Annotated in this window: 22 protein-coding genes; 13 read left to right on the plus strand and 9 right to left on the minus strand. The window is 68.5% G+C overall.

Annotation, left to right across the window (positions count from 1 at the left end):
* Positions 1 to 3: 3 nt before the first annotated feature.
* Together KEC55_RS15185 and KEC55_RS15190 are read right to left on the minus strand one after the other, a co-directional pair.
* Positions 4 to 918 (minus strand): ABC transporter ATP-binding protein, encoded by a 915-nt coding sequence (locus KEC55_RS15185; RefSeq protein WP_282506061.1) that lies wholly within the window; start codon positions 916 to 918, stop codon positions 4 to 6.
* A complete protein-coding gene (locus KEC55_RS15190; RefSeq protein WP_176049566.1) occupies positions 915 to 2,039 on the minus strand; it encodes an MlaE family ABC transporter permease in 1,125 nt (374 codons plus the stop codon). Before KEC55_RS15190 ends, KEC55_RS15185 begins: the two co-directional genes overlap by 4 nt.
* A 287-nt stretch (positions 2,040 to 2,326) precedes the next feature.
* On the opposite strand from KEC55_RS15190, the gene KEC55_RS15195 reads away from it, so the two are divergent.
* The 6 genes from KEC55_RS15195 (at position 2,327) to KEC55_RS15220 (ending at position 8,162) form a co-directional block, all read left to right on the plus strand.
* On the plus strand, positions 2,327 to 4,396 hold the full coding sequence (locus tag KEC55_RS15195; RefSeq protein WP_282506062.1) for a bifunctional 2',3'-cyclic-nucleotide 2'-phosphodiesterase/3'-nucleotidase: 2,070 nt from the start codon (positions 2,327 to 2,329) through the stop codon (positions 4,394 to 4,396).
* An 8-nt stretch (positions 4,397 to 4,404) separates the two neighbouring features.
* Positions 4,405 to 5,250, plus strand: a complete 846-nt coding sequence (locus KEC55_RS15200; protein ID WP_282506063.1) for a tetratricopeptide repeat protein — start codon at positions 4,405 to 4,407, stop codon at positions 5,248 to 5,250.
* A 143-nt stretch (positions 5,251 to 5,393) separates the two neighbouring features.
* The gene (locus KEC55_RS15205) at positions 5,394 to 5,936 is read left to right on the plus strand and encodes a hypothetical protein (RefSeq protein WP_282506064.1); all 543 of its coding nucleotides are present in this window, start codon (positions 5,394 to 5,396) and stop codon (positions 5,934 to 5,936) included.
* Between the two features lie 83 nt (positions 5,937 to 6,019).
* Complete coding sequence (locus tag KEC55_RS15210) at positions 6,020 to 6,940, plus strand: biotin--[acetyl-CoA-carboxylase] ligase (RefSeq protein WP_282506065.1); 921 nt, start codon at positions 6,020 to 6,022, stop codon at positions 6,938 to 6,940.
* A complete protein-coding gene (locus KEC55_RS15215) occupies positions 6,937 to 7,722 on the plus strand; it encodes a type III pantothenate kinase (protein ID WP_282506066.1) in 786 nt (261 codons plus the stop codon). Before KEC55_RS15210 ends, KEC55_RS15215 begins: the two co-directional genes overlap by 4 nt.
* A gap of 197 nt (positions 7,723 to 7,919) precedes the next feature.
* Positions 7,920 to 8,162 (plus strand): hypothetical protein, encoded by a 243-nt coding sequence (locus KEC55_RS15220; RefSeq protein ID WP_027789017.1) that lies wholly within the window; start codon positions 7,920 to 7,922, stop codon positions 8,160 to 8,162.
* Between the two features lie 16 nt (positions 8,163 to 8,178).
* On the opposite strand, the gene rfaE2 is transcribed toward KEC55_RS15220, so the two are convergent.
* From rfaE2 to KEC55_RS15250, 6 genes are all read right to left on the minus strand, one after another.
* A complete protein-coding gene (gene rfaE2, locus KEC55_RS15225; protein ID WP_282506067.1) occupies positions 8,179 to 8,664 on the minus strand; it encodes a D-glycero-beta-D-manno-heptose 1-phosphate adenylyltransferase in 486 nt (161 codons plus the stop codon).
* 153 nt (positions 8,665 to 8,817) lie between these two features.
* Complete coding sequence (locus tag KEC55_RS15230; protein ID WP_011353352.1) at positions 8,818 to 9,696, minus strand: diiron oxygenase; 879 nt, start codon at positions 9,694 to 9,696, stop codon at positions 8,818 to 8,820.
* Between the two features lie 466 nt (positions 9,697 to 10,162).
* The gene (locus tag KEC55_RS15235; protein WP_282506068.1) at positions 10,163 to 11,389 is read right to left on the minus strand and encodes a patatin-like phospholipase family protein; all 1,227 of its coding nucleotides are present in this window, start codon (positions 11,387 to 11,389) and stop codon (positions 10,163 to 10,165) included.
* Positions 11,390 to 11,413: 24 nt separating this feature from the next.
* Positions 11,414 to 12,154, minus strand: a complete 741-nt coding sequence (locus tag KEC55_RS15240; RefSeq protein WP_282506069.1) for a PhaM family polyhydroxyalkanoate granule multifunctional regulatory protein — start codon at positions 12,152 to 12,154, stop codon at positions 11,414 to 11,416.
* Between the two features lie 79 nt (positions 12,155 to 12,233).
* Positions 12,234 to 13,061, minus strand: coding sequence for an enoyl-CoA hydratase/isomerase family protein (locus KEC55_RS15245; RefSeq protein WP_176049556.1), 828 nt, complete (start codon positions 13,059 to 13,061; stop codon positions 12,234 to 12,236).
* 123 nt (positions 13,062 to 13,184) lie between these two features.
* Entirely contained in the window at positions 13,185 to 14,177 is a 993-nt protein-coding gene (locus KEC55_RS15250) for a fumarylacetoacetate hydrolase family protein (protein WP_282506070.1), read from the minus strand.
* Between the two features lie 129 nt (positions 14,178 to 14,306).
* On the opposite strand from KEC55_RS15250, the gene KEC55_RS15255 reads away from it, so the two are divergent.
* The 6 genes from KEC55_RS15255 to KEC55_RS15280 all read left to right on the plus strand — a co-directional run bounded on the left by KEC55_RS15255 (position 14,307) and on the right by KEC55_RS15280 (position 21,905).
* Complete coding sequence (locus tag KEC55_RS15255; RefSeq protein WP_282506071.1) at positions 14,307 to 15,173, plus strand: IclR family transcriptional regulator; 867 nt, start codon at positions 14,307 to 14,309, stop codon at positions 15,171 to 15,173.
* A gap of 125 nt (positions 15,174 to 15,298) precedes the next feature.
* Positions 15,299 to 16,591: a DUF3108 domain-containing protein gene (locus tag KEC55_RS15260; RefSeq protein ID WP_282506072.1), complete on the plus strand. Its 1,293-nt coding sequence runs from the start codon at positions 15,299 to 15,301 to the stop codon at positions 16,589 to 16,591.
* Between the two features lie 254 nt (positions 16,592 to 16,845).
* The gene (locus KEC55_RS15265) at positions 16,846 to 17,103 is read left to right on the plus strand and encodes a BTH_I0359 family protein (RefSeq protein WP_006477667.1); all 258 of its coding nucleotides are present in this window, start codon (positions 16,846 to 16,848) and stop codon (positions 17,101 to 17,103) included.
* A 201-nt stretch (positions 17,104 to 17,304) separates the two neighbouring features.
* Positions 17,305 to 18,372, plus strand: coding sequence for a homocysteine S-methyltransferase family protein (locus KEC55_RS15270; RefSeq protein ID WP_176049552.1), 1,068 nt, complete (start codon positions 17,305 to 17,307; stop codon positions 18,370 to 18,372).
* Between the two features lie 42 nt (positions 18,373 to 18,414).
* On the plus strand, positions 18,415 to 21,132 hold the full coding sequence (gene metH / locus KEC55_RS15275; RefSeq protein ID WP_282506073.1) for a methionine synthase: 2,718 nt from the start codon (positions 18,415 to 18,417) through the stop codon (positions 21,130 to 21,132).
* Positions 21,133 to 21,284: 152 nt separating this feature from the next.
* Positions 21,285 to 21,905, plus strand: a complete 621-nt coding sequence (locus tag KEC55_RS15280; RefSeq protein ID WP_282506074.1) for a hypothetical protein — start codon at positions 21,285 to 21,287, stop codon at positions 21,903 to 21,905.
* Positions 21,906 to 22,213: 308 nt separating this feature from the next.
* Here KEC55_RS15280 and KEC55_RS15285 read toward each other — a convergent pair whose 3' ends face one another.
* Positions 22,214 to 22,537, minus strand: a complete 324-nt coding sequence (locus KEC55_RS15285) for a DUF1840 domain-containing protein (RefSeq protein WP_011353361.1) — start codon at positions 22,535 to 22,537, stop codon at positions 22,214 to 22,216.
* A gap of 200 nt (positions 22,538 to 22,737) precedes the next feature.
* Here KEC55_RS15285 and argS point away from each other — a divergent pair, with 200 nt between their 5' ends.
* Positions 22,738 to 24,519 (plus strand): arginine--tRNA ligase, encoded by a 1,782-nt coding sequence (argS, locus tag KEC55_RS15290; RefSeq protein WP_282506075.1) that lies wholly within the window; start codon positions 22,738 to 22,740, stop codon positions 24,517 to 24,519.
* Positions 24,520 to 24,605: the final 86 nt, after the last annotated feature.

The following is a 24,605-nucleotide window of genomic DNA, read 5'->3' on the forward strand; positions in this document are numbered from 1 at the left end:
TTCCTACAGCTCGACGCTCGACAGCGCCGGTTCGAGGGCCGCCTTCGGCAGCTTCGCGCGCCGTTCGGGCGGCAGCGCCTGCAATGCGCGGCGCCCGCGCAGCCCCAGGAAATATTCGTGGATGAACGGGTGGTCGACGTTCGCGGCCTCCTCGACCGGCGCGGCGACCAGCACCTTGCGGTCGGCCAGCACCGCGACACGCGTCGACAGCGCGACCATCGTGTCGAGGTCGTGCGTCACCATCACGACAGTCAGCCCGAGCGTGCGGTGCAGCGTCGCGATCAGCTCGACGAATTCGTCCGACGCCTGCGGATCGAGGCCGGCCGTCGGCTCGTCGAGGAACAGCAGCTCGGGCTCGAGCGCGATCGCGCGCGCGATGCCGACCCGCTTCACCATCCCGCCCGACAGCGCGGCCGGCATCTTCGACGCGTGCTTGCACGGCAGGCCGACCATCTCGAGCTTCAGCATCACGATGTCGTGCAGCAGGTCCGGCGGCACGCGGCCAAGCTCGCGCAGCGGCTGCGCGACGTTGTCGAACACCGTCATCGACGAGAACAGCGCCCCTTGCTGGAACAGCATCCCCGAGCGCGTGCGCATCATCCGCGCGCTCGCGTCGTCGATCGTCGCGGTATCTTCGCCGAACACCTTGATCGTGCCCGACGTCGGCCGCTCGAGGCCGAGGATCTGCCGCACGAGCGTGGTCTTGCCGGAGCCCGAGCCGCCGACGATCGCCACGATCTCGCCGCGCCGCACGTCGAAGTCGAGCTTCTGGTGAATGATGTTGCGCCCGTAGCGCTTGGTCAGGTTGCGCACCTCGATCACGAGGTCGCCGGCATCGGCCTCCGCGGCCGGCTGCGTGCCGCCGGAACCGGCGCCGACGGCCGCCGCTTGCGCGGTCGTTTCGTTCGATGCGTTCATCCGAGCCCCACGTTCTGGAACAGGATCGCGAACACCGCGTCGGCGAGGATCACGACCGTGATCGACGACACGACCGACGTGGTCGTGCCTTCGCCGAGGCTCTGCGAGTTCGCCTTGATCCGGAAGCCGAAATGGCACGCGACCAGCGCGATCAGCATGCCGAACACGACGCCCTTGCCGACGCCGATGTACAGGTTCGCGATCGGCACGACGCCCGGCAGCGAGCGCACGAAATAGTTGACGTCGATCCCGAGCACGAGCTTCGCGGCAAGGGCGCCGCCCGTCAGCGCGATGATGTTGGTCCACATCACGAGCAGCGGCATTGCAACGCCGAGCGCGAGCACGCGCGGCAGGATCAGCCGCAGCCCGTGCGGGATGCCCATCACGCGCATCGCGTCGAGCTCCTCGGTCACGCGCATCACGCCGATCTGCGCGGTGATCGCCGAGCCCGAGCGGCCCGCGACGAGGATCGCCGACAGCACGGGGCCGAGCTCGCGGATCACCGACAACCCGAGGATGTTCACGATGTAGCGGTTCGCGCCGAACATCTGCAACTGCTGCGCGGACAGGTAGCTGAGCACGATGCCGATCAGGAACGCGACGAGCGCGGTGATCGGCAGCGCCTGCGCGCCGGCGCTGTAGATGTTCGCCGAGGTTTCCTTCCACGGCATCGTCTTCGGGCGGCGCAGCACCGACAGCGCATCGAGGATCACGAGACCGAACATCGCGATGCCGCCCTGCAGGTGCTCGCCGAACGCGAAGATCGCCTGGCCGAGCCGCGTGACGGGATCGAAGCGCACGACGCGCTCCGGCGCCTCGCGCTCGCTGTCGAGCCGTTCGATGCGCTCGAAGATCGTGCGCTGCGTGGCGCTCAGCTCGACGCCGGCCGGCAGCTTGCGGCCCCACACGCGCCACAGCGCCTGGCCGCCGACGTGGTCGAGCCGCTCGATGCCGGACAGATCCCAATCGCTCACGCGCCCGGTGGCGATGCTCGCGACGCGGCGCGCCACGGCGCCGCGATTGCGCGCAAGCGCGAGCGCGGTCCACTGGCCGTACAGGCGCACCGTCTGGCCCTGACCGCCGGCGTCGACCGACAGGCCGGGAGGAGTCTCGAAGTCCAAGGGCAGGTTGTTTGCAAAAGGATGACAGCGGCCATTGTAGCGAACCGCCCGAAGCCGCGACGTGAGGATTTTCGCCGGGGCGCGCAGCCGGGGCGCCCGGCACGGAGCACGCAGCCAGGACGCCGGGGCCGCGCCGACGGGACGTTGCCTGCTTCGCGACCTTTCATTCTTCCGTCACGTTTCCTTTCGATACTCTCACGCGCCGCACATCAGGCCGTCGGCGCCCCGCGCCGCCATTCGCTGCATCCCTCGCGATTCATAAAACAGAACACCGAACAGGACAACCGATGCGTTTCCCCCCGCTTTCCCGCCGGCACGTGCCGGCCGCCGCCGCGCTCGCCAGCCTCGCCTTCACCCTCGCCGGCTGTGGCGGCGACGACGTCACCGCCACGCCGCCGTCGCAGCCGCAGGCCCAGGCGCCCGTCGGCACGACGGCCACGCTCGCGCTGCTCGAGACGACCGATCTGCACACCAACGTGCTGTCGTATGACTATTTCAAGCTCGCCGCCGACAATTCGCTCGGTTTCGAGCGCGTGTCGACGCTGATCGCCCAGGCGCGCAAGCAGTACCCGAACACGCTGCTGCTCGACAACGGCGACACGATCCAGGGCACCGCGCTGTCGGACTACCAGGCGCTCGTGAAGCCGGTCGGCTGCGACCAGACGCTCGCGATCTACAAGGTGATGAACGCCGCGAAATTCGACGGCGGCGGGATCGGCAACCACGAATTCAACTACGGGCTGCCGTACCTGTCGCAGGTGACCGGCAACACGTTCGAGGTCGACGGCCTGCCGGCGCCGGCCCAGCAGAAGAAGTGCGCGGGCCCGAACTTCCCGCAGGTGCTCGCGAACGTGATCAGCGCGAAGACCAACGCGCCGCTGTTCACGCCGTACACGATCCTGACCCGTACGGTGACGGCCACGACGCCGGACGGCAAGACGGTCAGCGCGCCCGTGAAGATCGGCATCATCGGCTTCACGCCGCCCGCGATCATGAACTGGGACAAGCGCTGGCTCGACGGCAAGGTCTACACGACCGGCCTGAAGGAAGCGGCCGAGAAGTACATTCCGGAAATGCGCGCGAAGGGTGCCGATCTCGTCGTCGCGATCTCGCACGGCGGCCTCGACAATTCCGCGTACTCGCCGACGATGGAAAACGGCAGCTGGTGGCTGTCGAAGGTGACGGGCATCGACGCGATGCTGATCGGCCACTCGCACCAGGTGTTCCCGGACGCGAACAGCACCGTGTCGCAGTTCAACCTGCCGGGCGTCGACAAGGTCAAGGGCACCGTCAACGGCGTGCCGACCGTGATGGCCAACTACTGGGGCAAGCATCTCGGCGTGATCAAGCTCGGCCTGAAGTTCGACGGCAAGACCTGGAGCGTCGACAAGTCGCAGACGACCGTCGAGGCGCGCTCGACCCAGAACGCCGACAAGAGCTACGTCGCGGCCGACCCGTCGGTCTCCGCCGCGATCGCCGCCGAACACCAGGCGACGATCGACTACGTGAAGACGCCGATCGGCTCGACCGACTACCGGATGAACTCGTACTTCGCGGATGTCGGCGATCCGGGCGCGATCCAGATCGTCAACGAAGCGCAGGCCGACTACGTGAAGACCTACGTGCAGGCGAACCTGCCGCAGTACGCGTCGCTGCCGGTGCTGTCGGTCAGCGCGCCGTTCAAGAGCGGCTTCGGCGGCGGCACCGACTATACGGACGTCGCGCCGGGCGCGCTCGCGATCAACAACGCGGCCGACCTGTACCTGTATCCGAACACCGTGTACGCGGTGAAGGTGAGCGGCGCCGACGTCAAGAACTGGCTCGAGACGGCCGCGAAGCGCTTCAACCGGATCGACCCGACCAAGGCGACCGTGCAGCCGCTCGTCAGCACCTTCCCCGGCTACAACTTCGACATGTTCACGTCGGCCGATCTCGCGTATGAAATCGACGTCACGCAGCCGCTCGGCAGCCGCATCAAGAACCTGACGTACAAGGGCGCGCCGATCGATCCGAACGCGCAGTTCATCGTCGCGACCAACAACTACCGCGCGAGCGGCGGCGGCAACTTCCCGGGCCTCGACGGCAGCAAGACGATCTTCGCGTCGCCCGATGCGAACCGCGACGTGCTGATCTCGTTCATCAAGAAACGCGGCGCGATCACGCGCACGGCGGACGGCGCGCAGCGCAGCTGGCGCTTCACGAAGCTCGCGAGCTCGGTCGCGCACGTGCAGTTCGCGTCCGCGCAGAACCGTCTGGGCGACGCAGCAGCGGCCGGCCTCACCGGCATCACGCAGGTCGCGGCCGACGACGGCTCGGGCAAGAACCTCGCCACCTACGAGATCGACCTCACGCAATGAGACACGCGATGCAACCGATCCGGACGATGCGGCCGGCCGAACCCGGCCTCGCCGCCGCCGCGCGGCGCGTGCTGCGCGCGAAACTCCCGCCGGCCGCGCTGCTCGCGGCGGCGGCCGTGACCGTCGCGGCCGTGGTCGCTGCGACCGGCCTGCGCGGCACCGGCCCCGCGCCGAGCGCCGCGCAGCTCGACGAGTGGCAGGCGATGGTCACGCAGGCCACCGAGCCGCACGCGCTGGCGCAGTTGCGCACGCTCGCGCGCCGCGGCTCGGGCGCCGCGCAGGCGGCACTCGGCATCGCGCTCGTCGACGCGCGCGAACCGGGGCTGCGCGACGAAGGGCGCGGCTGGCTGGAAACAGCCGCGACGGCCGACAGCAAGGCCGACGCGCCGGCTGCACGGCGCGCGCAGCTCGCGCTCGGCAAGGCGATGCTGCTCGGCAGCGGCGACATCCCGAAGGATTACGGGCGCGCCCGCGCGCTGCTCGGCGAAGCGGCCGGACAGGGCGACCCGGCCGCGGCGTATTACCTCGGGCTGATCTATCGCAGCGGCTACGGCATCGCCGCCGATCCGGTGCAGGCCGCGCACTGGTTCGAGGTCGCGTCGCAAGCCGACATCCCGGCCGCGGACTTCATGCTCGCCAACGCCTACCGCGACGGCAGCGGCGTGCCGCGCGACGACGCGCGCGCACTGGCGCTGTATCGCCGGGCGGCCGAGCACGAGTTGCCGGAAGCCGTGCAGACGCTCGCGATGGCCTATCGCAACGGCGAGCTCGGGCTCAAGCCCGACGCGGACGAGTTCCACGCGCAGTGGATCGAGACCGCGCATGCGCTGAAGCACCCGGTCGTCGCGCCGTGACGGCAGGTCCGCCGGGACACGCTTGACCCGACGCCCCGCGCATCGATCGTCCGGAAACGGAATCGGTCGCGGGGCGCCAGTCGAAACGCCCGCCGCAATGCCTTAACATGCAGCCTCACAATAAAACCTGAGAGAACTGCATCATGTCCGATCGCCTGTCACGGCTTCGCGCCGCCCTCGGCCTGGCCGTCATTTCCGTCGCGGCCGCCCCGCTCGCGGCACTCGCCGCACCGCCCGCCCACTACGACATCTTCAACGCCGCGCTCTGCAAGCCGCCGTTCACGTCGGACCTGATGGATTCGATCTACAACACCGCGAAGGCGGCCGATCCGAAGCCGGACCAGTCGATGCTCGGCGCCGACGTCTATCGTCTGCCGGAACCGATCAGCCGCGACGGCTTCACGACCCAGCACGTCGTGTTCTTGAGTACCGGCATCGGCGTGCTCGTCGACGGCGAAGTCGCCGGCCGGCTCGCCGAGCGCTACCAGCTCACGCTCGAGAAGGGTCACCTGCTGGGCGCATCGTCCGTCGGCTATTCGCGCCGGCTGAGCGTCCGCGGCCCCGGTGGCGCGCTGATCCTCGTGTCGGCCCGTCAGGGCCCAGCGCTGAAGGGCAAGACGCTGCTCGCGTGCGAAATGACGACCGAGGAAGACATCAAGGCGCTGGAGCGGATGGAACAGCACTGAGCCGCGCGGCGGCGCGCGCCGCCCCGCTGGTTGCGCGCGGCGTCCGGCGCCTGCCAGCGCCCCCTGTCGCTACAATAGGCGCCATGAACGCCCCCACATCCTCCGACACGCCCGAATCCGGCGACGCGCACATCGCGCGCAACCGGCTCGAGGCCCATCTGGACGCCGCGCCGCGCGCGTGGCCGCTCGACATCGTCGCCGCCACCGGCTCAACCAACGCCGACGTCGCGACGCGGCTCAAGGCGCTGCCGCGCAACGCAAAGGCACTGCCCGCGCCGCTCGTGCGCGTCGCGTTCGAGCAGACGGCCGGCCGCGGCCGACAGGGCCGCCCATGGTTCGCGCAACCCGGCAATGCGTTGCTGTGCTCGGTCGGCTGCATCGTGCCGCGCCCCGTCGACGCGCTCGGCGGCCTCAGCATCGCGATCGGCGTCGCGCTCGCCGAAGGGCTGGCCGCGCTGCCGCTCGACGCCCGCTCGCGCGTCGCGCTCAAATGGCCGAACGACCTGCTGCTGACGGCCACCGACGACGGCGCGCCGCGCATCGTCGGCAAGCTCGCCGGGATCCTGATCGAAACCGTCTGGACCACCGCCGACGCCACCGCCGTCGTGATCGGCTTCGGCATCAACGTGCGCGGCGCGGAAGCCGTCGCGGCGCAGGTCGACGCGCTGCGTGCGCGCGAAGCGACGCTCGCGAGCGGGCTGCCGCCGGCCGCGCTGTCGATCGCGTGCGCGTCGGCCAACCTCACCGATACGCTCGCCGCATCGCTGAACGCACTCACGCCCGCGCTCGCGCAGTTCGGCACCGACGGCCTCGCGCCGTTCCTGCCGCGCTGGCACGCGCTGCACGCATACGCCGGCCGCGAAGTCGTGCTGCTCGAACAGGGCGTCGAACGCGCGCGCGGCATCGCGACGGGCATCGATGCGACCGGGCAGCTGCTGCTCGACACGCCGAACGGCGTGCAGACGATCGCGGCCGGCGACGTGTCGCTGCGCGAAGCGCAATGAGCGAGCCGCACCTGCTGATCGACGCCGGCAACAGCCGGATCAAGTGGGCGCTCGCCGACGCGCGGCGCACGCTCGTCGACACGGGCGCGTTCGGCCACACGCGCGACGGCGGCGCCGATCCCGACTGGTCGCATCTGCCGCAGCCGCGCGGCGCCTGGATCTCGAACGTCGCGGGCGCCGACGTCGCCGCGCGGATCGACGCGCTGCTCGATGCGCGCTGGCCGGGGCTGCCACGTACGACGATCCGCTCGCGGCCCACGCAATGCGGCGTGACGAACGGCTATACGACGCCCGAGCAGCTCGGCAGCGATCGCTGGGCCGGCCTGATCGGCGCACATGCGGCATTTCCGGGCGAGCATCTGCTGATCGCGACGTTCGGCACCGCGACGACGCTCGAGGCGCTGCGCGCGGACGGCCGCTTCACGGGCGGACTGATCGCGCCGGGCTGGGCGCTGATGATGCGCGCGCTCGGCACGCACACCGCGCAGTTGCCGACGCTGACCACCGACATCGCGAGCGGCCTGCTCGCGGGCGCGCAGGCCGAGCCGTTCCAGGTCGATACGCCGCGCTCGCTGTCGGCCGGCTGCCTGTATGCGCAGGCCGGGCTGATCGAACGCGCCTGGCGCGACCTTGCCGAAGCGTGGCAGGCTCCCGTGCGGCTCGTGCTGGCCGGCGGCGCGGCGGACGACGTCGCGCGCGCGCTGACGGTCCCGCATACGCGGCACGATGCACTGATCCTGTCCGGGCTCGCGTTGATCGCGGCCGAAGCCGCGCAGGATTGACGGAACAGGCGCCGGCATCGCGCCGGTACGTGGCGACGCGGGTCCGAACGGACATGCGGCACGCCGACGAAGCGGGATGCGCGGGGCGGCTGCAACAGCCCGCGCTATCGACCGGCGGAAGCCATGAAAAAGCCGGCCACGCGGCCGGCTCGACTGAATGACGTGAACGACGTCGATGACGACAAGGAGTTTCGACGATGCTGCGCTGGCTGATCGCTGTTCTCTTTCTCGCCAACATGCTCGCGTTCGTGGTGGCGCGCGGCGTGTTCGGGCCGCTGCCGTCGGCCGGCCCGCGCGAACCCGGCGTGTTGTCGCGGCAGGTCCGGCCCGATGCGCTGCGCGTGACGCCGCTCGCGCAGGCGACCGACCAACCCGTCGTCGGTGGCCCGATCGCGCCGCCAGCCGTCACGACCGCACCGCTCGCGGCATCCGCGCCCTGACGGCGCCGGGCCGCGCTCAGGACTGCTGCGCGCGCACCTTCTTCAACAACGCGGTGGTCGAGCGGTCATGCTCGAACGGAATCGCCAGCACACGGCCGCCCCAGCCACGCACGAGCGCCGATTCCGGCAGCGCATCCATGTCGTAGTCGCCGCCCTTCACGAGGATGTCCGGACGGACGGCCTCGATCAGCGACACCGGCGTCTGTTCCCCGAACGTCACGACCCAGTCGACGCTTTCCAGCGCCGCGAGCAGTGCCGCGCGGTCTTCTTCGCGGTTGATCGGCCGGTCGTCGCCCTTGCCGAGCATGCGCACCGACGCATCGCTGTTCACGCCGACGATCAGGCACGCGCCGAGCGCTTTCGCATCGGCGAGATACGTGACGTGGCCGCGGTGCAGGATGTCGAAGACGCCGTTGGTGAACACGACAGGCGACGGCAGCGACGCGCGCAGCGCGACGAGGGCATCACGGGTGATCAGCTTGCGTTCGAAGGTAGCGGACATGGTGGAGGTCGGACGGAATGGGCAACGGCGCACGCGACGGCGGCGCCAGATAAAAAGCCCGCCGGGCTGGCCAGGCGGGCTTCATGCAACGGACACGGCACTGCGGCGGCACCCGGCCGGCGTGATTCACGCCGGCGGCGGGGCCTGCCGGCCTCAGGCCGGCTGGGCGGCCGACGACGGGCCGCTTTCGGCCTGCAGGCGGCCGGTGACTTCCTTGCGGTAGCGGTTCAGTTCCTGCGCGGTCGCGAACGTGCGCTCGAACAGGATCGACAGGTTGTGCAGGATGCGCTCCACGACCTTCTTTTCCCACTCGCCGTCGAAACGGATCTGCTCGTCGAGCCAGCGCTCGAGCCATTCCGGATCGGGCAGGCGCGACTGCACGGTGTCGCGCGGGAACAGCGCCTGGTTCACGTGCAGGTTGGTCGGGTGCAGCGGCTTCTCGGTGCGGCGCGCCGACGCCATCAGCACGCCGATCTTCGCGAACGCGGCACGGGCGACGTCGCCGCAGTTGTTCAGCGCCTTCTTCATGTAGCGCAGGTACGCGCCGCCATGACGTGCCTCATCGCGCGAAATCGTTTCGTAGATCTGCTTGATGACGGGCTCGGTGTGCCAGTCGGCCGCGCAACGGTACCAGTGGTTCAGGCGGATTTCGCCGCAGAAGTGCAGCATCAGCGTCTCGAGCGGCGGCGCCGGGTCGAACTGGAAGCGCACCGCGTGCAGCTCCTCTTCGGTCGGCACCATTTCCGGCTTGAAGCGGCGCAGGTATTCCATCAGCACGAGCGAATGCTTCTGCTCTTCGAAGAACCACACGCTCATGAACGCGGAAAAGTCGCTGTCGTGCTGGTTGTCGCGCAGGAACATTTCCGTCGCGGGCAACGCCGACCATTCGGTGATCGCGTTCATCTTGATCGTCTTCGCCTGCTCGTCGGTGAGCAGCGAAGCGTCGAACTTGTCCCACGGAATGTCCTTCTCCATGTCCCAGCGGACGGCTTCGAGCGACCTGTAAAGTTCCGGATAAAGCATCGTGTTCATGATGGTCCCACCCCTGTTCTGCGCAATGCGACTTCTCTAAACGTGACTGTTGCCGCGCAAGCGCGCCACGCGCGCTTTTTGCAGCCAAGACTCTAATTTTACGCGGGAAACCGACCCGCCGGACGCTGATTCCTCGTCCGGCAGCCGGGCGGCCGCGACGCCGCCGTTGGACATGCCGCAGCCACGCTCCGTTCGGACGGAGCCGGCCACGCTTGCCTGAGTTGGGGACCGGCGCCGGCCGGCTCGTTGGCGCGCCCGTCCCCTGCCCCAGGCGGGTTCCCCGGAGGGTCCCGTGCGGATGCCGGATCGGCGGGCTGCTCGATATGGTGTATACGGCGGCGGCCATGATAGCACGCGTGAATGACGGTTCCGAGACGGCTGCCCGGTCGCGCGCCGCCATCCGCGGTGCGGCGATCGGTCGCGGGCAACCGTCGCGAAAACGCAACCTTACATTCTCCTGCGCGTGTCAGACCCGTATTTTGCCGGCGGCAAGACCGTCTTCCGGCGGCCTGCCGGCCGCCGGCGCGCTGCCGCCGTCCGCCTGCGCGATCCAGCCGGCCAGCGCGTCTCGTTGCGCGCGCCCGTCGACGTAGCCGAGTTCGATCAGCTCGCGCGTGAACGCCTCCTCGAACAGCAGGTAGCTCGCGAACGACGCGCCGGCCGGCTGGCTGCCGCCGATCGCGCCGAGCAGCCCGCGCATGGTCGCAGGCATCTGCTTCAGGTGCTTCGCGGCGATCAGCTCGATGCGCTCGGACGGCGCGATCGCGAGCACGTCGACGTGCCGCCAGCCGCTGTCGACCTCGACCTGGTGCGGCAGGTGCTCGATCATCCGGTTGATGTGCTCGATGCGTTCGATGTCCGAGCCGATCGAGTCGAGGAACACGCTCGCGAGCACCTGCTGGCCGATCTGCGCGAGCGTCGGGTAGCCGCGCACCAGCCCGGCGCCGTTCGCGGCCGGGATCTCGGGCCGCGGGTCGGCCGCGCCGACGACGACGATCCGGTCCGCGCCGAAGTGGATCGCCGGCGACAGCGGCGCGATCTGCCGGATCGACCCGTCGCCGAAGTATTCGATCTGCCCGTCGAGCACGAGCGGCACGGCCGGGAACACGAACGGGATGGCCGACGACGCGAGCAGGTGCGACGCCGACAGGTCGACGAGCCGCGCGGTGCGCTGCGCGCGCCGCCACGCCTGGATCGGCTGCGCCGCCTGGTAGAACGTCAGGTGCCGGCCGCTCGAATAGCTGAGCGCGGTGATCGAAAGCGCATGCAGCAGGCGCGCCTCGAGCATCTGCTCGATCCGGTGGAAGCTCAGCTCGCGCTGCAGCAAGTGGGCGAGCGGCGTGTTGTCGAGCAGCCCGCGCGGCGAGCGGCGGGCCGCCCAGCCGAAGGTCATCGCCGCGAGCCAGCGCGCGCCGGCGGCCGCGATGCCGAGCCAGTCGCTGCGATACACGTAATCGGCGCGCAACGGCTCCCAGAACTCGAGCAGGCGCCGCACGCCGTGAGAGAAATCGTCCGCGTGGCTCGCGAGCGACGTCGCGTTGATCGCGCCGGCCGACGAGCCGCATACGACCGCGAACGGCAGCGTGTGCCGCTGCGGATCGGCTTCGCGCGCGATCTCGGCCAGCGCCTTCAGCACGCCGACCTGGTAGGCGGCACGCGCACCGCCTCCCATCAGAACGAGCGCGAGCCGCATGATCGACCTGCTACCTGCGCCGCGTCACGTCGAGCGCTTCGGCGGACGCGTTTCGGGCGACGAAGCGGCGGCTGCGCGCGCCGCGGCCGAACCGGACGGCTTCGCGCGCTTCGCGGCGGGCTTGCGCGGCGCGGCGGCGGCCGGCGCCGGCTTCGCGGCCGGCTCCGGTGCGGCGGCCGCTTCCGGCTGCGCATCGCCCGGCGCCGCGGGCTGCATGCCCGGCTGCGCCATCGCGAGGCTCGCGAGCTGGTTGAACTGCGACTGCAGCAGGTTCCACCAGCCGGCCGGGTCGAACGCCTGCTGCGCGGCGTCGCCCGCGGGCGCATCGGCGGCATCCGGCGCCGGCGACGCGTCGCCGGACGGCGCGGCCTTCGCCGCCTGCGCGGCGGCAACGGCCGCTTCCTCGGCCGCCGACATCGAGCTTTGCGCGAACGCGCCGAACGCACGCAGCGTCGCGAGCGTCGCACGCTGCACCTCGAGCGCCTGGATCGCGGACTGCAGCATCCCGAGGTTGAGCTTCAGCCACTGCTCGACCGCGCGCAGATCGGTGATCCGCTTGTCGAGCTCCTCGACGTTCGTGAGCGGCGACATCATGTCGGACATGCTCGACAGCGACGGTGGCAGCCCTTGCGTGGCGCCCGGGAACGGCGTCATCCCGCCGAACGGCGACATCCGGACCATGTCCCACATGCGGTCCATCATGTCGGCGGGCTTGAAGCCGGCAAAGCCGGCGAAAGGGTTGGCGCCGGAGGCATCGGTCGTCATACGGGCATCCTGGTTGACTGGGGGAGCGAGGCGGCCGCCATGCGTCGCGCAGCCGCGCGTGGTTCGATCATAGCGCGCGTCAGAACGGCGCGTCGCCGGGGAACGCGGGCGGGCGCCGCTCGCGCAGCGAACGGATGCCTTCCTGCACGTCGGGCCCCGCGAAGCCCATGAATTCGAGCGCGAGCGACGTATCGAAGGTCGGCCCGGCCGAGCGCAGCCAGTTGTTCAGCGCGTACTTGGTCCAGCGGATCGCCGACTGCGAACCGTGCGCGAGCCGCTCGGCCACCTCGTACGCCTTCGGCAGCAGGTCGGCCGGCTCGACCGCAAGCGAGACCAGCCCGATCCGTTCGGCCTCCGCGCCGCTCACGGGCTCGCACAGCAGCAGGTAGTACTTCGCCTTCGCCATCCCGCACAGCAGCGGCCACACGATCGCGGCGTGGTCGCCGGCCGCGACGCCGAGCCGCGTATGGCCGTCGATGATGCGCGCATCCTTCGCGGCGATCGAGATGTCGGCGAGCAACCCGGCGACGAGCCCCGCGCCGACGGCCGGGCCATGCATCGCCGACACGATCGGCTTGCTGCAGTTGATCACGTTGTAAACGAGGTCGCGCGCCTCGCGCCACACGCGGGCGCGCACGTCGAAGTCGTTCGCCATGTCCTCGACGAGCGCGAGATCGCCGCCCGCCGAAAAGCCCTTGCCTTCGCCGCGGATCACCGCGACGCGCGTGTCGGGATCGCGATCGACGTCGCGCCAGATATCGGCGAGCTCACGATGCATGCGCGCGTTCGCGGTCGCGAGGCCGCTGCGGTTCGCGCCCTCGCCGCTCATCACGATGTCGAGCACGCCGTGGTCGCGGCGCGTCACCTTCAATGCTTCGTAACCGCCGTACGCGGCGAGATCGGCCATGTGCCGCTCCTTGTTCGAGGCTCTCGAGTCGAGTGTAGCCAAGCCCGCGCGGTCAAACATCAGGCGAAACCCGGCGCGCGGGCCGAAGCCGGGTTTCGCGGTACGTCGCGTGCGCCGCGCGGCTTACGCCGTGCCGTCGGGCGGGGCGACCGACTGCTCGATCGCGCCGAAGATCGACTTGCCGGCCGCGTCGAACATCTCGATGCGCACGGTGTCGCCGTAGCGCATGAATTCGGTCTGCGGCGCGCCGTGCTCGATCGTCTCGAGGCAGCGCTTCTCGGCGATGCAGCAGTAGCCGCGCTTCGCGTCCTTGTTCGACACCGTGCCCGAGCCGACGATCGAGCCGGCACGCAGGTTGCGCGTCTTCGCCGCGTGCGCGACCAGCTGGCCGAAGTGGAACACCATGTCGGTGCCCGCATCGGGCTGGCCGACTTTCTTGCCGTTCCAGTGGACGATCATCGGCCGGTGTACGCGGCCTTCGCGCCATTCGTCGCCGAGCTCGTCGGGCGTCACGGCGACCGGTGCGAATGCGGTGGCCGGCTTGCTCTGGAAGAAGCCGAAGCCCTTCGCGAGTTCGGCCGGAATCAGGTTGCGCAGCGACACGTCGTTCACGAGCGTGACGAGGCGTACGGCCTTCAGCGCGGCGTCGGGCGAGGTGCTCATCGGCACGTCGCCGGTGATCACCGCGACTTCCGCCTCGAAATCGATGCCCCATTCCTCCGACGGGCACACGACGTCGTCGCGCGGCCCGAGGAAATCGTCGCTGCCGCCCTGGTACATCAGCGGGTCGGTCCAGAACTCGGGCGGCATCTCCGCGCCGCGCGCACGGCGCACGAGCTCGACGTGGTTCACGTAGGCGGAGCCGTCGGCCCACTGGAACGCGCGCGGCAGCGGCGCCATGCAGTTGGCCGGATCGAACGCGAATGCATTGCGCGCGCGGCCGTGGTTCAGCGCGTCGTACAGTTCGCGCAGCTGCGGCGCGTAGAACGCCCAGTCGTCGAGGACGCGCTGCAGCGTCGGCGCGATCGCATCGGCGATCGCCGCGGTGTGCTGGTCGCGCGACACGACGATCAGCTGGCCGTCGCGCGTGCCGTCCTTCAGCGAAGCAAGTTTCATAGGGGGACTCTGGCGTTGTAGTGACGATGGAGGGAATCTATTTTACGATGGTGAATCCATGCGGCGCGCGACGATCGCGCCTGCCGTTTTCACCCCGATTCCTGCCGCATTCTCGCGCACCCGTTGCCCATGCCCGCCAACCCGCTTCCCGACGACGATCTCGCCGACTCCGACACCGACGACGCCACCTCCGGCGAGAACGGCGAGAAGGTCCGTTCCGGCATTCAGTCGATCGAGGTCGGCTTTCGCCTGCTCGACGTGCTGACGAGCGAGCCGCGCGCGATGATGCTGCGCGATCTCGCGCAGCGCGCGGGCATGAGTCCCGCGAAGGCGCACCGCTACCTCGTCAGCTTCTCGCGGCTCGGTGTCGTGTCGCAAGACCCCGTCTCCGGGCGCTACGAGCTCGGCGGCTTCGCCTTGCAGATGGGGCTCGCGCGGCTCGCACGCGTCGACGGCGTGAAGCTCGCGCGGATCGCGCTGACCGAATTCCGCGACCGCCTCGACCAGACGGTCGGCATCGCGGTGTGGGGCAACCAGGGGCCGACGATCGTGCACTGGATGGAGTCGAGCCACCCGGCGAAGGCGTCGCTGAAGCTCGGCGACGTGATGCCGCTGCTCGGCTCCGCAACCGGCCTGCTGTTCGCCGCGTACCTGCCGCGCAGCAAGACCGCCGCGATGCTCGAGCGCGAACTCGCCGACACGCGCCGCTCGCCGCACCACGGCGGCCCGCGCACGCTCGACGAGGTCGACGCGGTGCTTGCCGACGTGCGCAAGCACGAGGCCGCGCGCGTCGAAGGGATGCTGCTGCCGACGATCCACGCGTTCTGCATGCCCGTGTTCGACGCGGTCGGCGAACTCGCGCTCGCGATCGTCGCGCTCGGCCAGGAAGGCTCGTTCGACATCGCGTGGGGCGGAGAGATCGACACCGCGCTGCGCGCGTGCGCGCAAAAACTGTCTTACGAACTCGGCTATAGTCCCGACGCACGCGACGCCTGACGCACCGGATTCGCCCCACCGACTCGCCCCACGTCACGCGGCGCGAACGCGCGGCGCATCCGGCAGTCCGATTCCTGTGGCGCGCCGTGCGCCCGACGTCACGCGACCGCCCCGATCCTGTTCCGATGCCCATGCCGCCTGCCGACATCCGCCCGAGTCACGCCCTGCCCCGCCGCTGGCTGCGCGTGGCCGTCGCGCTCGTCGTCGTGCTGGTGCTGCACGCACTTGCCGCGTTCTGGCTGATGCGCAACCGCGATGCGTTCACGCCGCCGCCGGCCGAGATCCCCGTCCAGATCGAACTGCTGAAAGCGCAACCGATCGAGCGCCAGCCCGCGCCGCCTGCTCCCAAGCCGGTCGAGCATCCGGCCGCGCCTGCGCCGGCCGCCCCCAAGGCCGCCGCGCCAAAGCCCGAACCGAAGCCCGAGCCGGTCCTCACGTCGACGCAGACGGCCGAGCACGGCGAACCGCCGGCTGCCGCATCCGCCGCAAGCGGCGTATCGGGCGCATCCGGCGCATCGGGTGCGCACGCCGCGTCGGCCGCCGGCGCCAGCAGCGCCGCCACGCCCGGCCCCGCGACGAGCGGCGTGAAATTCGCCGCGCCGCCGTCCGGCGACCTGCAGTACGACACGTTCTACAACGGCATGCAGAACACGATCGGCACGATCCGCTGGCGCACGGACGGGCATACGTACGACCTGTCGGTGTCGATGCCCGTGCCGTTCGTCGGCCCGTTCACCTATCGCAGCGAAGGCCGCATCGACGCGTTCGGCGTCGCGCCCGACCGTTACGTCGAGAAGCGCGGCAAGCGGCCGGAAGACATCGCGATCTTCAACCGCGAGATCCGGCAGGTCGTGTTCACGCGCACGCCGAACAACGCGCCGCTGCCTGACGGCGTGCAGGACCGCTTCAGCATGCTGATGCAGCTGTCGGGGCTCGTGCGCGGCAATCCGTCCGCGTACAAGCCGGGCGTCACGCAGCAGTTCTTCGTGATCGACAACAACAGCGGCGAGACCTGGCCGATCGCGGTGATCGGCGACGAGCAGGTGCAGACGCAGGCCGGCATCATCGACGCACGGCACTTCATGCGCCTGCCGCGCCGCGACGGCGACACGCGCCGCATCGACATGTGGCTCGCGCCCTCGCTCGGCTGGCTGCCCGCGCGACTCATGCAGACCGAGCCGAGCGGCGCGCAGATCGAACTGGTGTGGCATGGCCGCCTGGCGGCGCCGAACGTGCCTGCCGACGTCGCGCCTGCAGGCGGCGCAACGAACGCGCCCGCCGGCGCACCGGCGGCCGATGCGTCGGCCGCACCGGCCGCGGAACCGGCACAACCCGCGCCGCCGGCCGCCGTGCAACCGCCCGCACAACCAACTGCACAACCGGCTGCACCGCCGGCATCTTCGACTGTCACACAGTGAACTCGCGCGTGAACGCGCACGATTCGGCAATTTCGACCGACTACAGATTTCCTTGAAATGGCCGATGACACTCTTTAACAACTATTTCCGTCCACCGGCAGACAATGAGAAACGTTTCATAGACATCGGCTTCTAACCGATACACCCCACGCAAACGGGAACGGGGTGTGCAGCGCAAGCCCCTTGAAACCGGCAAGGCTCGCCCCACCTAGGGGACAACAAGGCCAGATGCCACTGCGAAGAGGAGTGCCGCCATGCAAATGATCTACAACAGCCCCAACTACTGCGTCGTCGAATTTGCGCCGCAGGCCGGTCATCACCTGATGAATGCCGGCGGATACGAAATCGTCGACAAGAACGCGCAGCGCGAGATCTTCATCGACGGCGAACTTGCCGAACGATTCCGCGCACACGTGAAACAGCTGATCGAGGATGAGCCGTCGCTCGACGAAGTCGACGAATTCCTCGGACAATTCGACAGCCTGATGATGATGCCCGTCGTGCTGCACTGACGACCCGTTGCCCGGCGCCTCGTGCGGCCGGGCCTTTCGCCGCGCATCGACGCGGCGCCGCGAGCACTCCGATCACACCCCCGCCCGGTCCGCCGGCGGGGGTTTTCATTTGGCGGGCGGGCCGCCGCCGCGCAAGGCCGGGCGGCACCCAGGCGCACCGGCTACAATGGCGGTTTTCCCGTCTTCGCCGGTCTTTCGCCCATGTCTGCGACTCCTCTCGCCGCTTCCGCCCCGCTCGACGCGCCCTACACGCGCGGCGCCGCCCTGCCCGCGCTGCTGAAATCGCGCATCCTGATCCTCGACGGCGCGATGGGCACGATGATCCAGCGCTACAAGCTCGACGAAGCCGCGTATCGCGGCGAGCGCTTCAAGGATTTCCCGCGCGACATCAAGGGCAACAACGAACTGCTGTCGATCACGCAGCCGCAGATCATCCGCGAGATCCACGACCAGTACTTCGCGGCCGGCGCCGACATCGTCGAGACCAACACGTTCGGCGCGACGACCGTCGCGCAGGCCGACTACGGGATGGAAGATCTCGTCGTCGAGATGAACGTCGAATCGGCGAAGCTTGCGCGCGAATCGGCCGCGAAATACGCGACGCCGGACAAGCCGCGCTTCGTCGCGGGCGCGATCGGGCCGACGCCGAAGACGGCCAGCATCTCGCCGGACGTCAACGATCCGGGCGCGCGCAACGTCACGTTCGACGAGCTGCGCACGTCGTACTACCAGCAGGCGAAGGCGCTGCTCGACGGCGGCGTCGACCTGTTCCTCGTCGAGACGATCTTCGACACGCTGAACGCGAAGGCCGCGCTGTTCGCGCTCGACGAGCTGTTCGAGGACACCGGCGAGCGCCTGCCGATCATGATCTCGGGCACCGTCACCGACGCATCGGGCCGGATCCTGTCGGGCCAGACGGTCGAGGCGTTCTGGAATTCGCTGCGCCATGCGAAGCCGCTCACGTTCGGCCTGAACTGCGCACTCGGCGCGGCGCTGATGCGCCCGTACATCGCCGAGCTCGCGAAACTGTGCGACACCTACGTGTCGTGCTACCCGAACGCGGGCCTGCCGAACCCGATGAGCGACACGGGCTTCGACGAAACGCCGGACGTCACGTCGGGCCTGCTGAAGGAATTCGCGCAGGCCGGGCTCGTGAACCTCGCGGGCGGCTGCTGCGGCACGACCCCCGAACACATCGCCGAAATCGCGAAGGCGCTCGCCGACGTGAAGCCGCGCCGCTGGCCGAACCAGTACAGCGACAACGCCTGACCCGACCGCCCCACGTCCTTCATCAAAAGAATTCGCACCGCCATGACCGATCACATGATGCGCCTTGCCGGCCTCGAGCCGTTCAACGTCACGTCCGGGACGCTCTTCATCAACGTCGGTGAACGCACCAACGTCACCGGCTCGAAGGCGTTCGCACGGATGATCCTCAACGGCCAGTTCGACGAGGCGCTCGCCGTCGCGCGCCAGCAGGTCGAGAACGGCGCGCAGGTGATCGACATCAACATGGACGAGGCGATGCTCGATTCGAAGGCGGCGATGGTGCGCTTCCTGAACCTGATCGCATCGGAGCCGGACATCGCGCGTGTGCCGATCATGATCGACTCGTCGAAATGGGACGTGATCGAGGCCGGCCTCAAGTGCGTGCAGGGCAAGGCGATCGTGAACTCGATCTCGCTGAAGGAAGGCGAGGAAGCGTTCCGTCACCACGCGAACCTGATCCGCCGCTACGGCGCGGCCGCCGTCGTGATGGCATTCGACGAGACCGGCCAGGCCGATACCTACGAACGCAAGACCGAAATCTGCAAGCGCTCGTACGACTTCCTCGTGAACGAAGTCGGCTTCCCGCCGGAAGACATCATCTTCGACCCGAACATCTTCGCGGTCGCGACGGGCATCGAGGAGCACAACAACTACGCGGTCGACTTCATCGAGGCGACCCGCTGGATCAAGCAGAACCTGCCGTACGCGAAGGTGAGCGGCGGCGTGTCGAACGTGTCGTTCTCGTTCCGCGGCAACGACCCGGTGCGCGAGGCGATCCACACCGTGTTCCTGTATCACGCGATCCAGGCCGGGATGGACATGGGCATCGTGAACGCGGGCCAGCTCGGCGTGTACGCCGATCTCGACGCCGAGCTGCGCGAGCGCGTCGAGGACGTGATCCTGAATCGTCGCGACGATTCCACCGACCGCCTGCTCGAGATCGCCGACAAGTTCAAGGCGGGCGGCGCGAAGAAGGAAGAGAACCTCGAGTGGCGCAACCAGCCGGTCGAGAAGCGGCTCTCGCATGCGCTGGTGCACGGCATCACGACCTTCATCGTCGAGGACACCGAAGAAGTGCGCGCGAAGATCGACGCGGCCGGCGGCCGTCCGATCAACGTGATCGAAGGCCCGCTGATGGACGGGATGAACATCGTCGGCGACCTGTTCGGCCAGGGCAAGATGTTCCTGCCGCAGGTGGTGAAATCGGCGCGCGTGATGAAGCAGGCCGTCGCGCACCTGATTCCGTTCATCGAGGAAGAAAAGCGCCTGCTCGCGGAAGCGGGCGGCGACGTGCGCGCTAAGGGCAAGATCGTCATCGCGACCGTGAAGGGCGACGTGCACGACATCGGCAAGAACATCGTGTCGGTCGTGCTCCAGTGCAACAACTTCGAAGTCGTCAACATGGGCGTGATGGTCCCGTGCAACGAGATCCTCGCGAAAGCAAAGGTCGAGGGCGCGGACATCATCGGGCTGTCGGGCCTCATCACGCCGAGCCTCGAGGAAATGGCGTACGTCGCATCCGAAATGCAGCGCGACGACTACTTCCGCGTGAAGAAGATTCCGCTGCTGATCGGCGGCGCGACGACGTCGCGCGTGCACACGGCCGTGAAGATCGCGCCGCACTACGAAGGCCCGGTCGTCTACGTGCCCGACGCGTCGCGCTCGGTGTCGGTCGCGTCGAACCTGCTGTCCGACGAAGGCGCGGCGAAGTACCTCGACGAGCTGAAATCCGACTACGAACGCATCCGCGACCAGCACGCGAACCGCAAGGCGCAGCCGATGGTCACGCTCGAGCAGGCGCGCGCGAACAAGACGAAGGTCGACTGGGCAGGCTACCGGCCCGTGAAGCCGAAATTCATCGGCCGCCGCGTGTTCAAGAACTATGACCTGAACGAACTCGCGAACTACATCGACTGGGGCCCGTTCTTCCAGACCTGGGATCTCGCGGGCCCGTACCCGGCGATCCTGAACGACGAGATCGTCGGCGAATCGGCGCGACGCGTGTTCTCCGACGCGAAGTCGATGCTCGCGCGCCTGATCCAGGGCCGCTGGCTGACCGCGAACGGCGTGATCTCGCTGCTGCCGGCGAACACCGTCAACGACGACGACATCGAGATCTACAGCGACGAATCGCGCTCGGAAGTGCTGATGACGTGGCGCAACCTGCGCCAGCAGAGCGTGCGCCCGGTGGTCGACGGCGTGATGCGGCCGAACCGCTCGCTCGCCGACTTCATCGCGCCGAAGGAATCGGGCGTCGCCGACTACATCGGGATGTTCGCGGTGACGGCCGGCCTGGGTGTCGACGTGAAGGAAAAGCAGTTCGAAGCCGACCACGACGACTACAGCGCGATCATGCTGAAGGCGCTCGCCGACCGCTTCGCGGAAGCGTTCGCCGAAGCGATGCACGCGCGTGTGCGCCGCGAGCTGTGGGGCTACGCGAGCGGCGAGACGCTCGACAACGACGCGCTGATCGCGGAAAAATACGCGGGCGTCCGCCCGGCACCCGGCTACCCGGCCTGCCCCGACCACCTCGTAAAGCGCGACATGTTCGACGTGCTGCACGCGGACGAGATCGGCATGAGCGTGACCGACTCGCTGGCGATGCTGCCGGCCGCAAGCGTGTCGGGCTTCTACCTCGCGCATCCGGACAGCACGTACTTCTCGGTCGGCAAAATCGGACAGGATCAGCTCGAGGACTATGCGCAGCGCATGGCGCTGTCGCTCGACGACGCGCGCCGCGCGCTCGCGCCGCAGCTGTAACCGACAGAACCGCGGCGCCTGCGCCGCACCTCGCCACAACGCGCCCCGGTCATGGGGCGTGTTGCACAACACGACAATCAATCAGGATAACTAATCTCAATAATCGGCATCGTCACCGCAGAAGCGTCGGGCGCTCTAGCACGGACGCATCGATGCTCCGTCCCCAGCCCGAACCTCGCCCCGCCATGCAGACCTTCGAGATCCGGATCACCGAAACACCAATCGACGAGACCGTTCCAATCCCGCCGATGCGCTACCGTGGCGAACGCTGGGATCTGAGCCACTTGCGTCCGTTGACCTTCACCTGCAACCTGGAAACCGGATTCGACGTGACGGTTCTTGTCCTGTTCTCCTGCCACTGCTTCACGCGCAGCTTCAAGTGGGACCCGCGTACCCGCGACGCCATTCCGGCCGACGAGATCTACGACGACGGCCGCGAAGTGCGCGTGCTCTGCGCGGATCGGTATCGGGCATCGCGGCAACTGTTGCGTGACGTGATTACCGGGCTGGCGACGCGACGGATCGTCGTTGCGAACGAACGGCAACCCAATTTCGTGACGGTGGAGGCAGTGTCGTCGGACGGTATGCCACGCGTGTACGCGGTGTTCTTCGAGGTTTCGAAGGACCGGGCCAGAAAACGCCGGCTCATCCTGCGGGTGCAGTCTGCGTACATGCTGGATGGCGACCTGACGAGACGCCAGCGGGAAGCCCGGAAGGTGACATTGCGCACGCTGCTGCGCGCGAGCCTGGAAGGCCGCAAGATCCGGGCGTAGAAAAACCAACGGCTGCCTCTCGGCAGCCGTCGCATGCGGGATTCTCTTTCCGCCTCTCGACGGAGTACCCACTCCAGGTGGGGCCCGAGAACTCGGGCGGCGCTATGTTTTCGCACCCGCTTTCACATAGTCTTGCGTTGAATTATAAGGAAATTCTGCTCTTTCCGTCAATGCAGGCGAGCTGCGGACGGCTCGTTATCGGGCCCATGATCGTTCGCCGCCACCGTTTTGTAAGACAAAAGAAAAAGCCCGCTCGGAAGCGGGCTTTTTTCTGCCTTTCGATCCTTTCGGATAGCGGGCAAGGAAGCTCAGAAGCCCCAGTGCACGTCGGCCTCGCCGGCCTTCGCTTCGCGCAGCATCGTGAGGAACGGTGCGACGCGCTGTGCCAGGCTCGGCGGCACTTCGTGGTGCGCGTGGTCGGCTTCGTCCTCGTGGAAATGGCCGGCATGCTCGGCGCGTTCCTGCTTCGCCTGTGCAACGGCGCCTTCCAGCTTGGCGATCGCGTGGTCCAGCTCGTCGTGCGTAATCACACCGCGCTCGCCCAGCTGCTTGCCGACGAGACCCAGCACATACACGGCGAAATCCTTCAGCACGTCGAGATCCTGTGCCGCCTTGCTCTTGAACGTAATCATGACAATTCCCTTTTCATCTTGTTGTGCCTGCGCGGCGCGGTTGGGGAACGCCGGCAGACCGGCGTCCGGCCTCGCGGACGCGGGCCGCCTGAGCGGCATATTAGCACCTGTTAAAATTCTGCGATCCCTGAAACGCGCGCTTAAAAAGCGCGCCGGCGGGCCGGCGTTTCCGGCCGCCACCAACGAAGCCTTCTACCAGCATGCTGCCAGCACACAAACAGACCCTCGAAGCCCTGCTCGCGGATAGCGTCAAGCAGGTCGCACACGCGCTGAAAGGCGCCGACGCGGCGTCCGTCGCCCCGACCATCACGCTGGAGCGCCCGAAAGTCGCCGCGCACGGCGACGTCGCGTGCAACGTCGCGATGCAGCTCGCCAAGCCGCTCGGCACGAACCCGCGCCAGCTCGCCGAGCAGATCGTCGCGGCGCTCACCGCCCAGCCGGGCGCGCAAGGCCTCGTCGAAGCCGCCGAGATCGCCGGCCCCGGCTTCATCAACCTGCGCCTGTCGGCCGCCGCGAAGCAGGCGGTGATCGCCGCCGTGTTCGACCAGGGCCGCGCGTTCGGCACGTCGGATCGCGAGAAAGGCAAGCAGGTGCTGCTCGAATTCGTGTCGGCGAACCCGACCGGCCCGCTGCACGTCGGCCACGGCCGCCAGGCCGCGCTCGGCGACGTGCTCGCGAACGTGATCGCGAGCCAGGGCTACGCGGTGCATCGCGAGTTCTACTACAACGACGCGGGCGTGCAGATCGGCAACCTCGCGATCTCGACGCAGGCGCGCGCACGCGGCCTGAAGCCGGGCGACGCGGGCTGGCCGGAAGCCGCGTACAACGGCGAATACATCGCCGACATCGCGCGCGACTTCCTGGCCGGCGAAACGGTCGCCGCGTCGGACGGCGAGCCGGTCAAGGGCACGGGCGACGTCGAGGATCTCGACGCGATCCGCAAGTTCGCGGTTACCTACCTGCGTCGCGAGCAGGACATGGACCTGCAAGCGTTCGGCGTGAAGTTCGACCAGTACTATCTCGAGTCGTCGCTGTACAGCGAAGGCCGTGTCGAGAAGACGGTCGACGCGCTGGTCAAGGCCGGCATGACCTACGAGCAGGACGGCGCGCTGTGGCTGCGCACGACCGACGAAGGCGACGACAAGGATCGCGTGATGCGCAAGTCGGACGGCACGTACACGTACTTCGTGCCGGACGTCGCATACCACGTGACGAAGTGGGAGCGCGGCTTCACGAAGGTGATCAATATCCAGGGCTCGGACCACCACGGCACGATCGCGCGCGTGCGCGCCGGCCTGCAGGGGCTGCACATCGGGATTCCGAAGGGCTATCCCGACTACGTGCTGCACAAGATGGTCACCGTGATGCGCGACGGCCAGGAAGTGAAGATCTCGAAGCGCGCGGGCAGCTACGTGACGGTGCGCGACCTGATCGAATGGTCGGGCGGCGCGGCGGCGGGCCAGGAAGCGGCGCCCGACCTGATCGACGAGGCGACCATCACGCGTGGCCGTGACGCGGTGCGTTTCTTCCTGATCTCGCGCAAGGCCGATACCGAGTTCGTGTTCGACATCGACCTCGCGCTGAAACAGAACGACGAAAACCCGGTCTATTACGTCCAGTACGCGCATGCGCGGATCTGCTCGGTGCTCAACGAACTGAAGTCGCGCTACAACGTCGACGTCGCGCAGCTGCCGGGCGCCGATCTGTCGCAGCTGACGAGCGCGCAGGCGACGTCGCTGATGCAGAAGCTGGCCGAGTATCCGGACATGCTCACGCACGCAGCGAACGAGCTGGCGCCGCACGCGGTCGCGTTCTACCTGCGCGACCTCGCTGGCGAATTCCACTCGTTCTACAATGCGGAGCGCGTGCTGGTCGACGACGAAGCGCCGCGCAATGCGCGCGCCGCGCTCCTCGCCGCGACCCGGCAGGTGCTCGAGAACGGTCTGGCGGTGCTCGGCGTGTCCGCGCCCGCCAAGATGTAACGATGTAAGCGGCCCGATCCGGGCAGCGAATGGCCGCGGCAGCGCCCGCCACAGGCGCGCCCGCCGCGGCCCTTTCACGATTCTTT

Origin of the sequence: Burkholderia cepacia, from assembly GCF_029962485.1 — a bacterium.
Lineage (GTDB): Bacteria > Pseudomonadota > Gammaproteobacteria > Burkholderiales > Burkholderiaceae > Burkholderia.

What these genes read in the sequence shown, in the direction of transcription:
- KEC55_RS15245 (WP_176049556.1), bottom strand. Translation starts at nt 13,061, where the DNA reads ATGGCCGATCTCGCCGCGTACGGCGGTTACGAAGCATTGAAGGTGACG.
- KEC55_RS15255 (WP_282506071.1), top strand. Translation starts at nt 14,307, where the DNA reads ATGCCCGCCAACCCGCTTCCCGACGACGATCTCGCCGACTCCGACACC.
- KEC55_RS15195 (WP_282506062.1), top strand. Translation starts at nt 2,327, where the DNA reads ATGCGTTTCCCCCCGCTTTCCCGCCGGCACGTGCCGGCCGCCGCCGCG.
- KEC55_RS15260 (WP_282506072.1), top strand. Translation starts at nt 15,299, where the DNA reads ATGCCCATGCCGCCTGCCGACATCCGCCCGAGTCACGCCCTGCCCCGC.
- KEC55_RS15210 (WP_282506065.1), top strand. Translation starts at nt 6,020, where the DNA reads ATGAACGCCCCCACATCCTCCGACACGCCCGAATCCGGCGACGCGCAC.
- KEC55_RS15185 (WP_282506061.1), bottom strand. Translation starts at nt 918, where the DNA reads ATGAACGCATCGAACGAAACGACCGCGCAAGCGGCGGCCGTCGGCGCC.
- KEC55_RS15240 (WP_282506069.1), bottom strand. Translation starts at nt 12,154, where the DNA reads ATGACGACCGATGCCTCCGGCGCCAACCCTTTCGCCGGCTTTGCCGGC.
- KEC55_RS15280 (WP_282506074.1), top strand. Translation starts at nt 21,285, where the DNA reads ATGCTCCGTCCCCAGCCCGAACCTCGCCCCGCCATGCAGACCTTCGAG.
- KEC55_RS15250 (WP_282506070.1), bottom strand. Translation starts at nt 14,177, where the DNA reads ATGAAACTTGCTTCGCTGAAGGACGGCACGCGCGACGGCCAGCTGATC.
- KEC55_RS15235 (WP_282506068.1), bottom strand. Translation starts at nt 11,389, where the DNA reads ATGCGGCTCGCGCTCGTTCTGATGGGAGGCGGTGCGCGTGCCGCCTAC.
- KEC55_RS15200 (WP_282506063.1), top strand. Translation starts at nt 4,405, where the DNA reads ATGCAACCGATCCGGACGATGCGGCCGGCCGAACCCGGCCTCGCCGCC.
- metH (WP_282506073.1), top strand. Translation starts at nt 18,415, where the DNA reads ATGACCGATCACATGATGCGCCTTGCCGGCCTCGAGCCGTTCAACGTC.
- KEC55_RS15270 (WP_176049552.1), top strand. Translation starts at nt 17,305, where the DNA reads ATGTCTGCGACTCCTCTCGCCGCTTCCGCCCCGCTCGACGCGCCCTAC.
- KEC55_RS15230 (WP_011353352.1), bottom strand. Translation starts at nt 9,696, where the DNA reads ATGAACACGATGCTTTATCCGGAACTTTACAGGTCGCTCGAAGCCGTC.
- KEC55_RS15215 (WP_282506066.1), top strand. Translation starts at nt 6,937, where the DNA reads ATGAGCGAGCCGCACCTGCTGATCGACGCCGGCAACAGCCGGATCAAG.
- KEC55_RS15220 (WP_027789017.1), top strand. Translation starts at nt 7,920, where the DNA reads ATGCTGCGCTGGCTGATCGCTGTTCTCTTTCTCGCCAACATGCTCGCG.
- KEC55_RS15205 (WP_282506064.1), top strand. Translation starts at nt 5,394, where the DNA reads ATGTCCGATCGCCTGTCACGGCTTCGCGCCGCCCTCGGCCTGGCCGTC.
- argS (WP_282506075.1), top strand. Translation starts at nt 22,738, where the DNA reads ATGCTGCCAGCACACAAACAGACCCTCGAAGCCCTGCTCGCGGATAGC.
- KEC55_RS15265 (WP_006477667.1), top strand. Translation starts at nt 16,846, where the DNA reads ATGCAAATGATCTACAACAGCCCCAACTACTGCGTCGTCGAATTTGCG.
- KEC55_RS15285 (WP_011353361.1), bottom strand. Translation starts at nt 22,537, where the DNA reads ATGATTACGTTCAAGAGCAAGGCGGCACAGGATCTCGACGTGCTGAAG.
- rfaE2 (WP_282506067.1), bottom strand. Translation starts at nt 8,664, where the DNA reads ATGTCCGCTACCTTCGAACGCAAGCTGATCACCCGTGATGCCCTCGTC.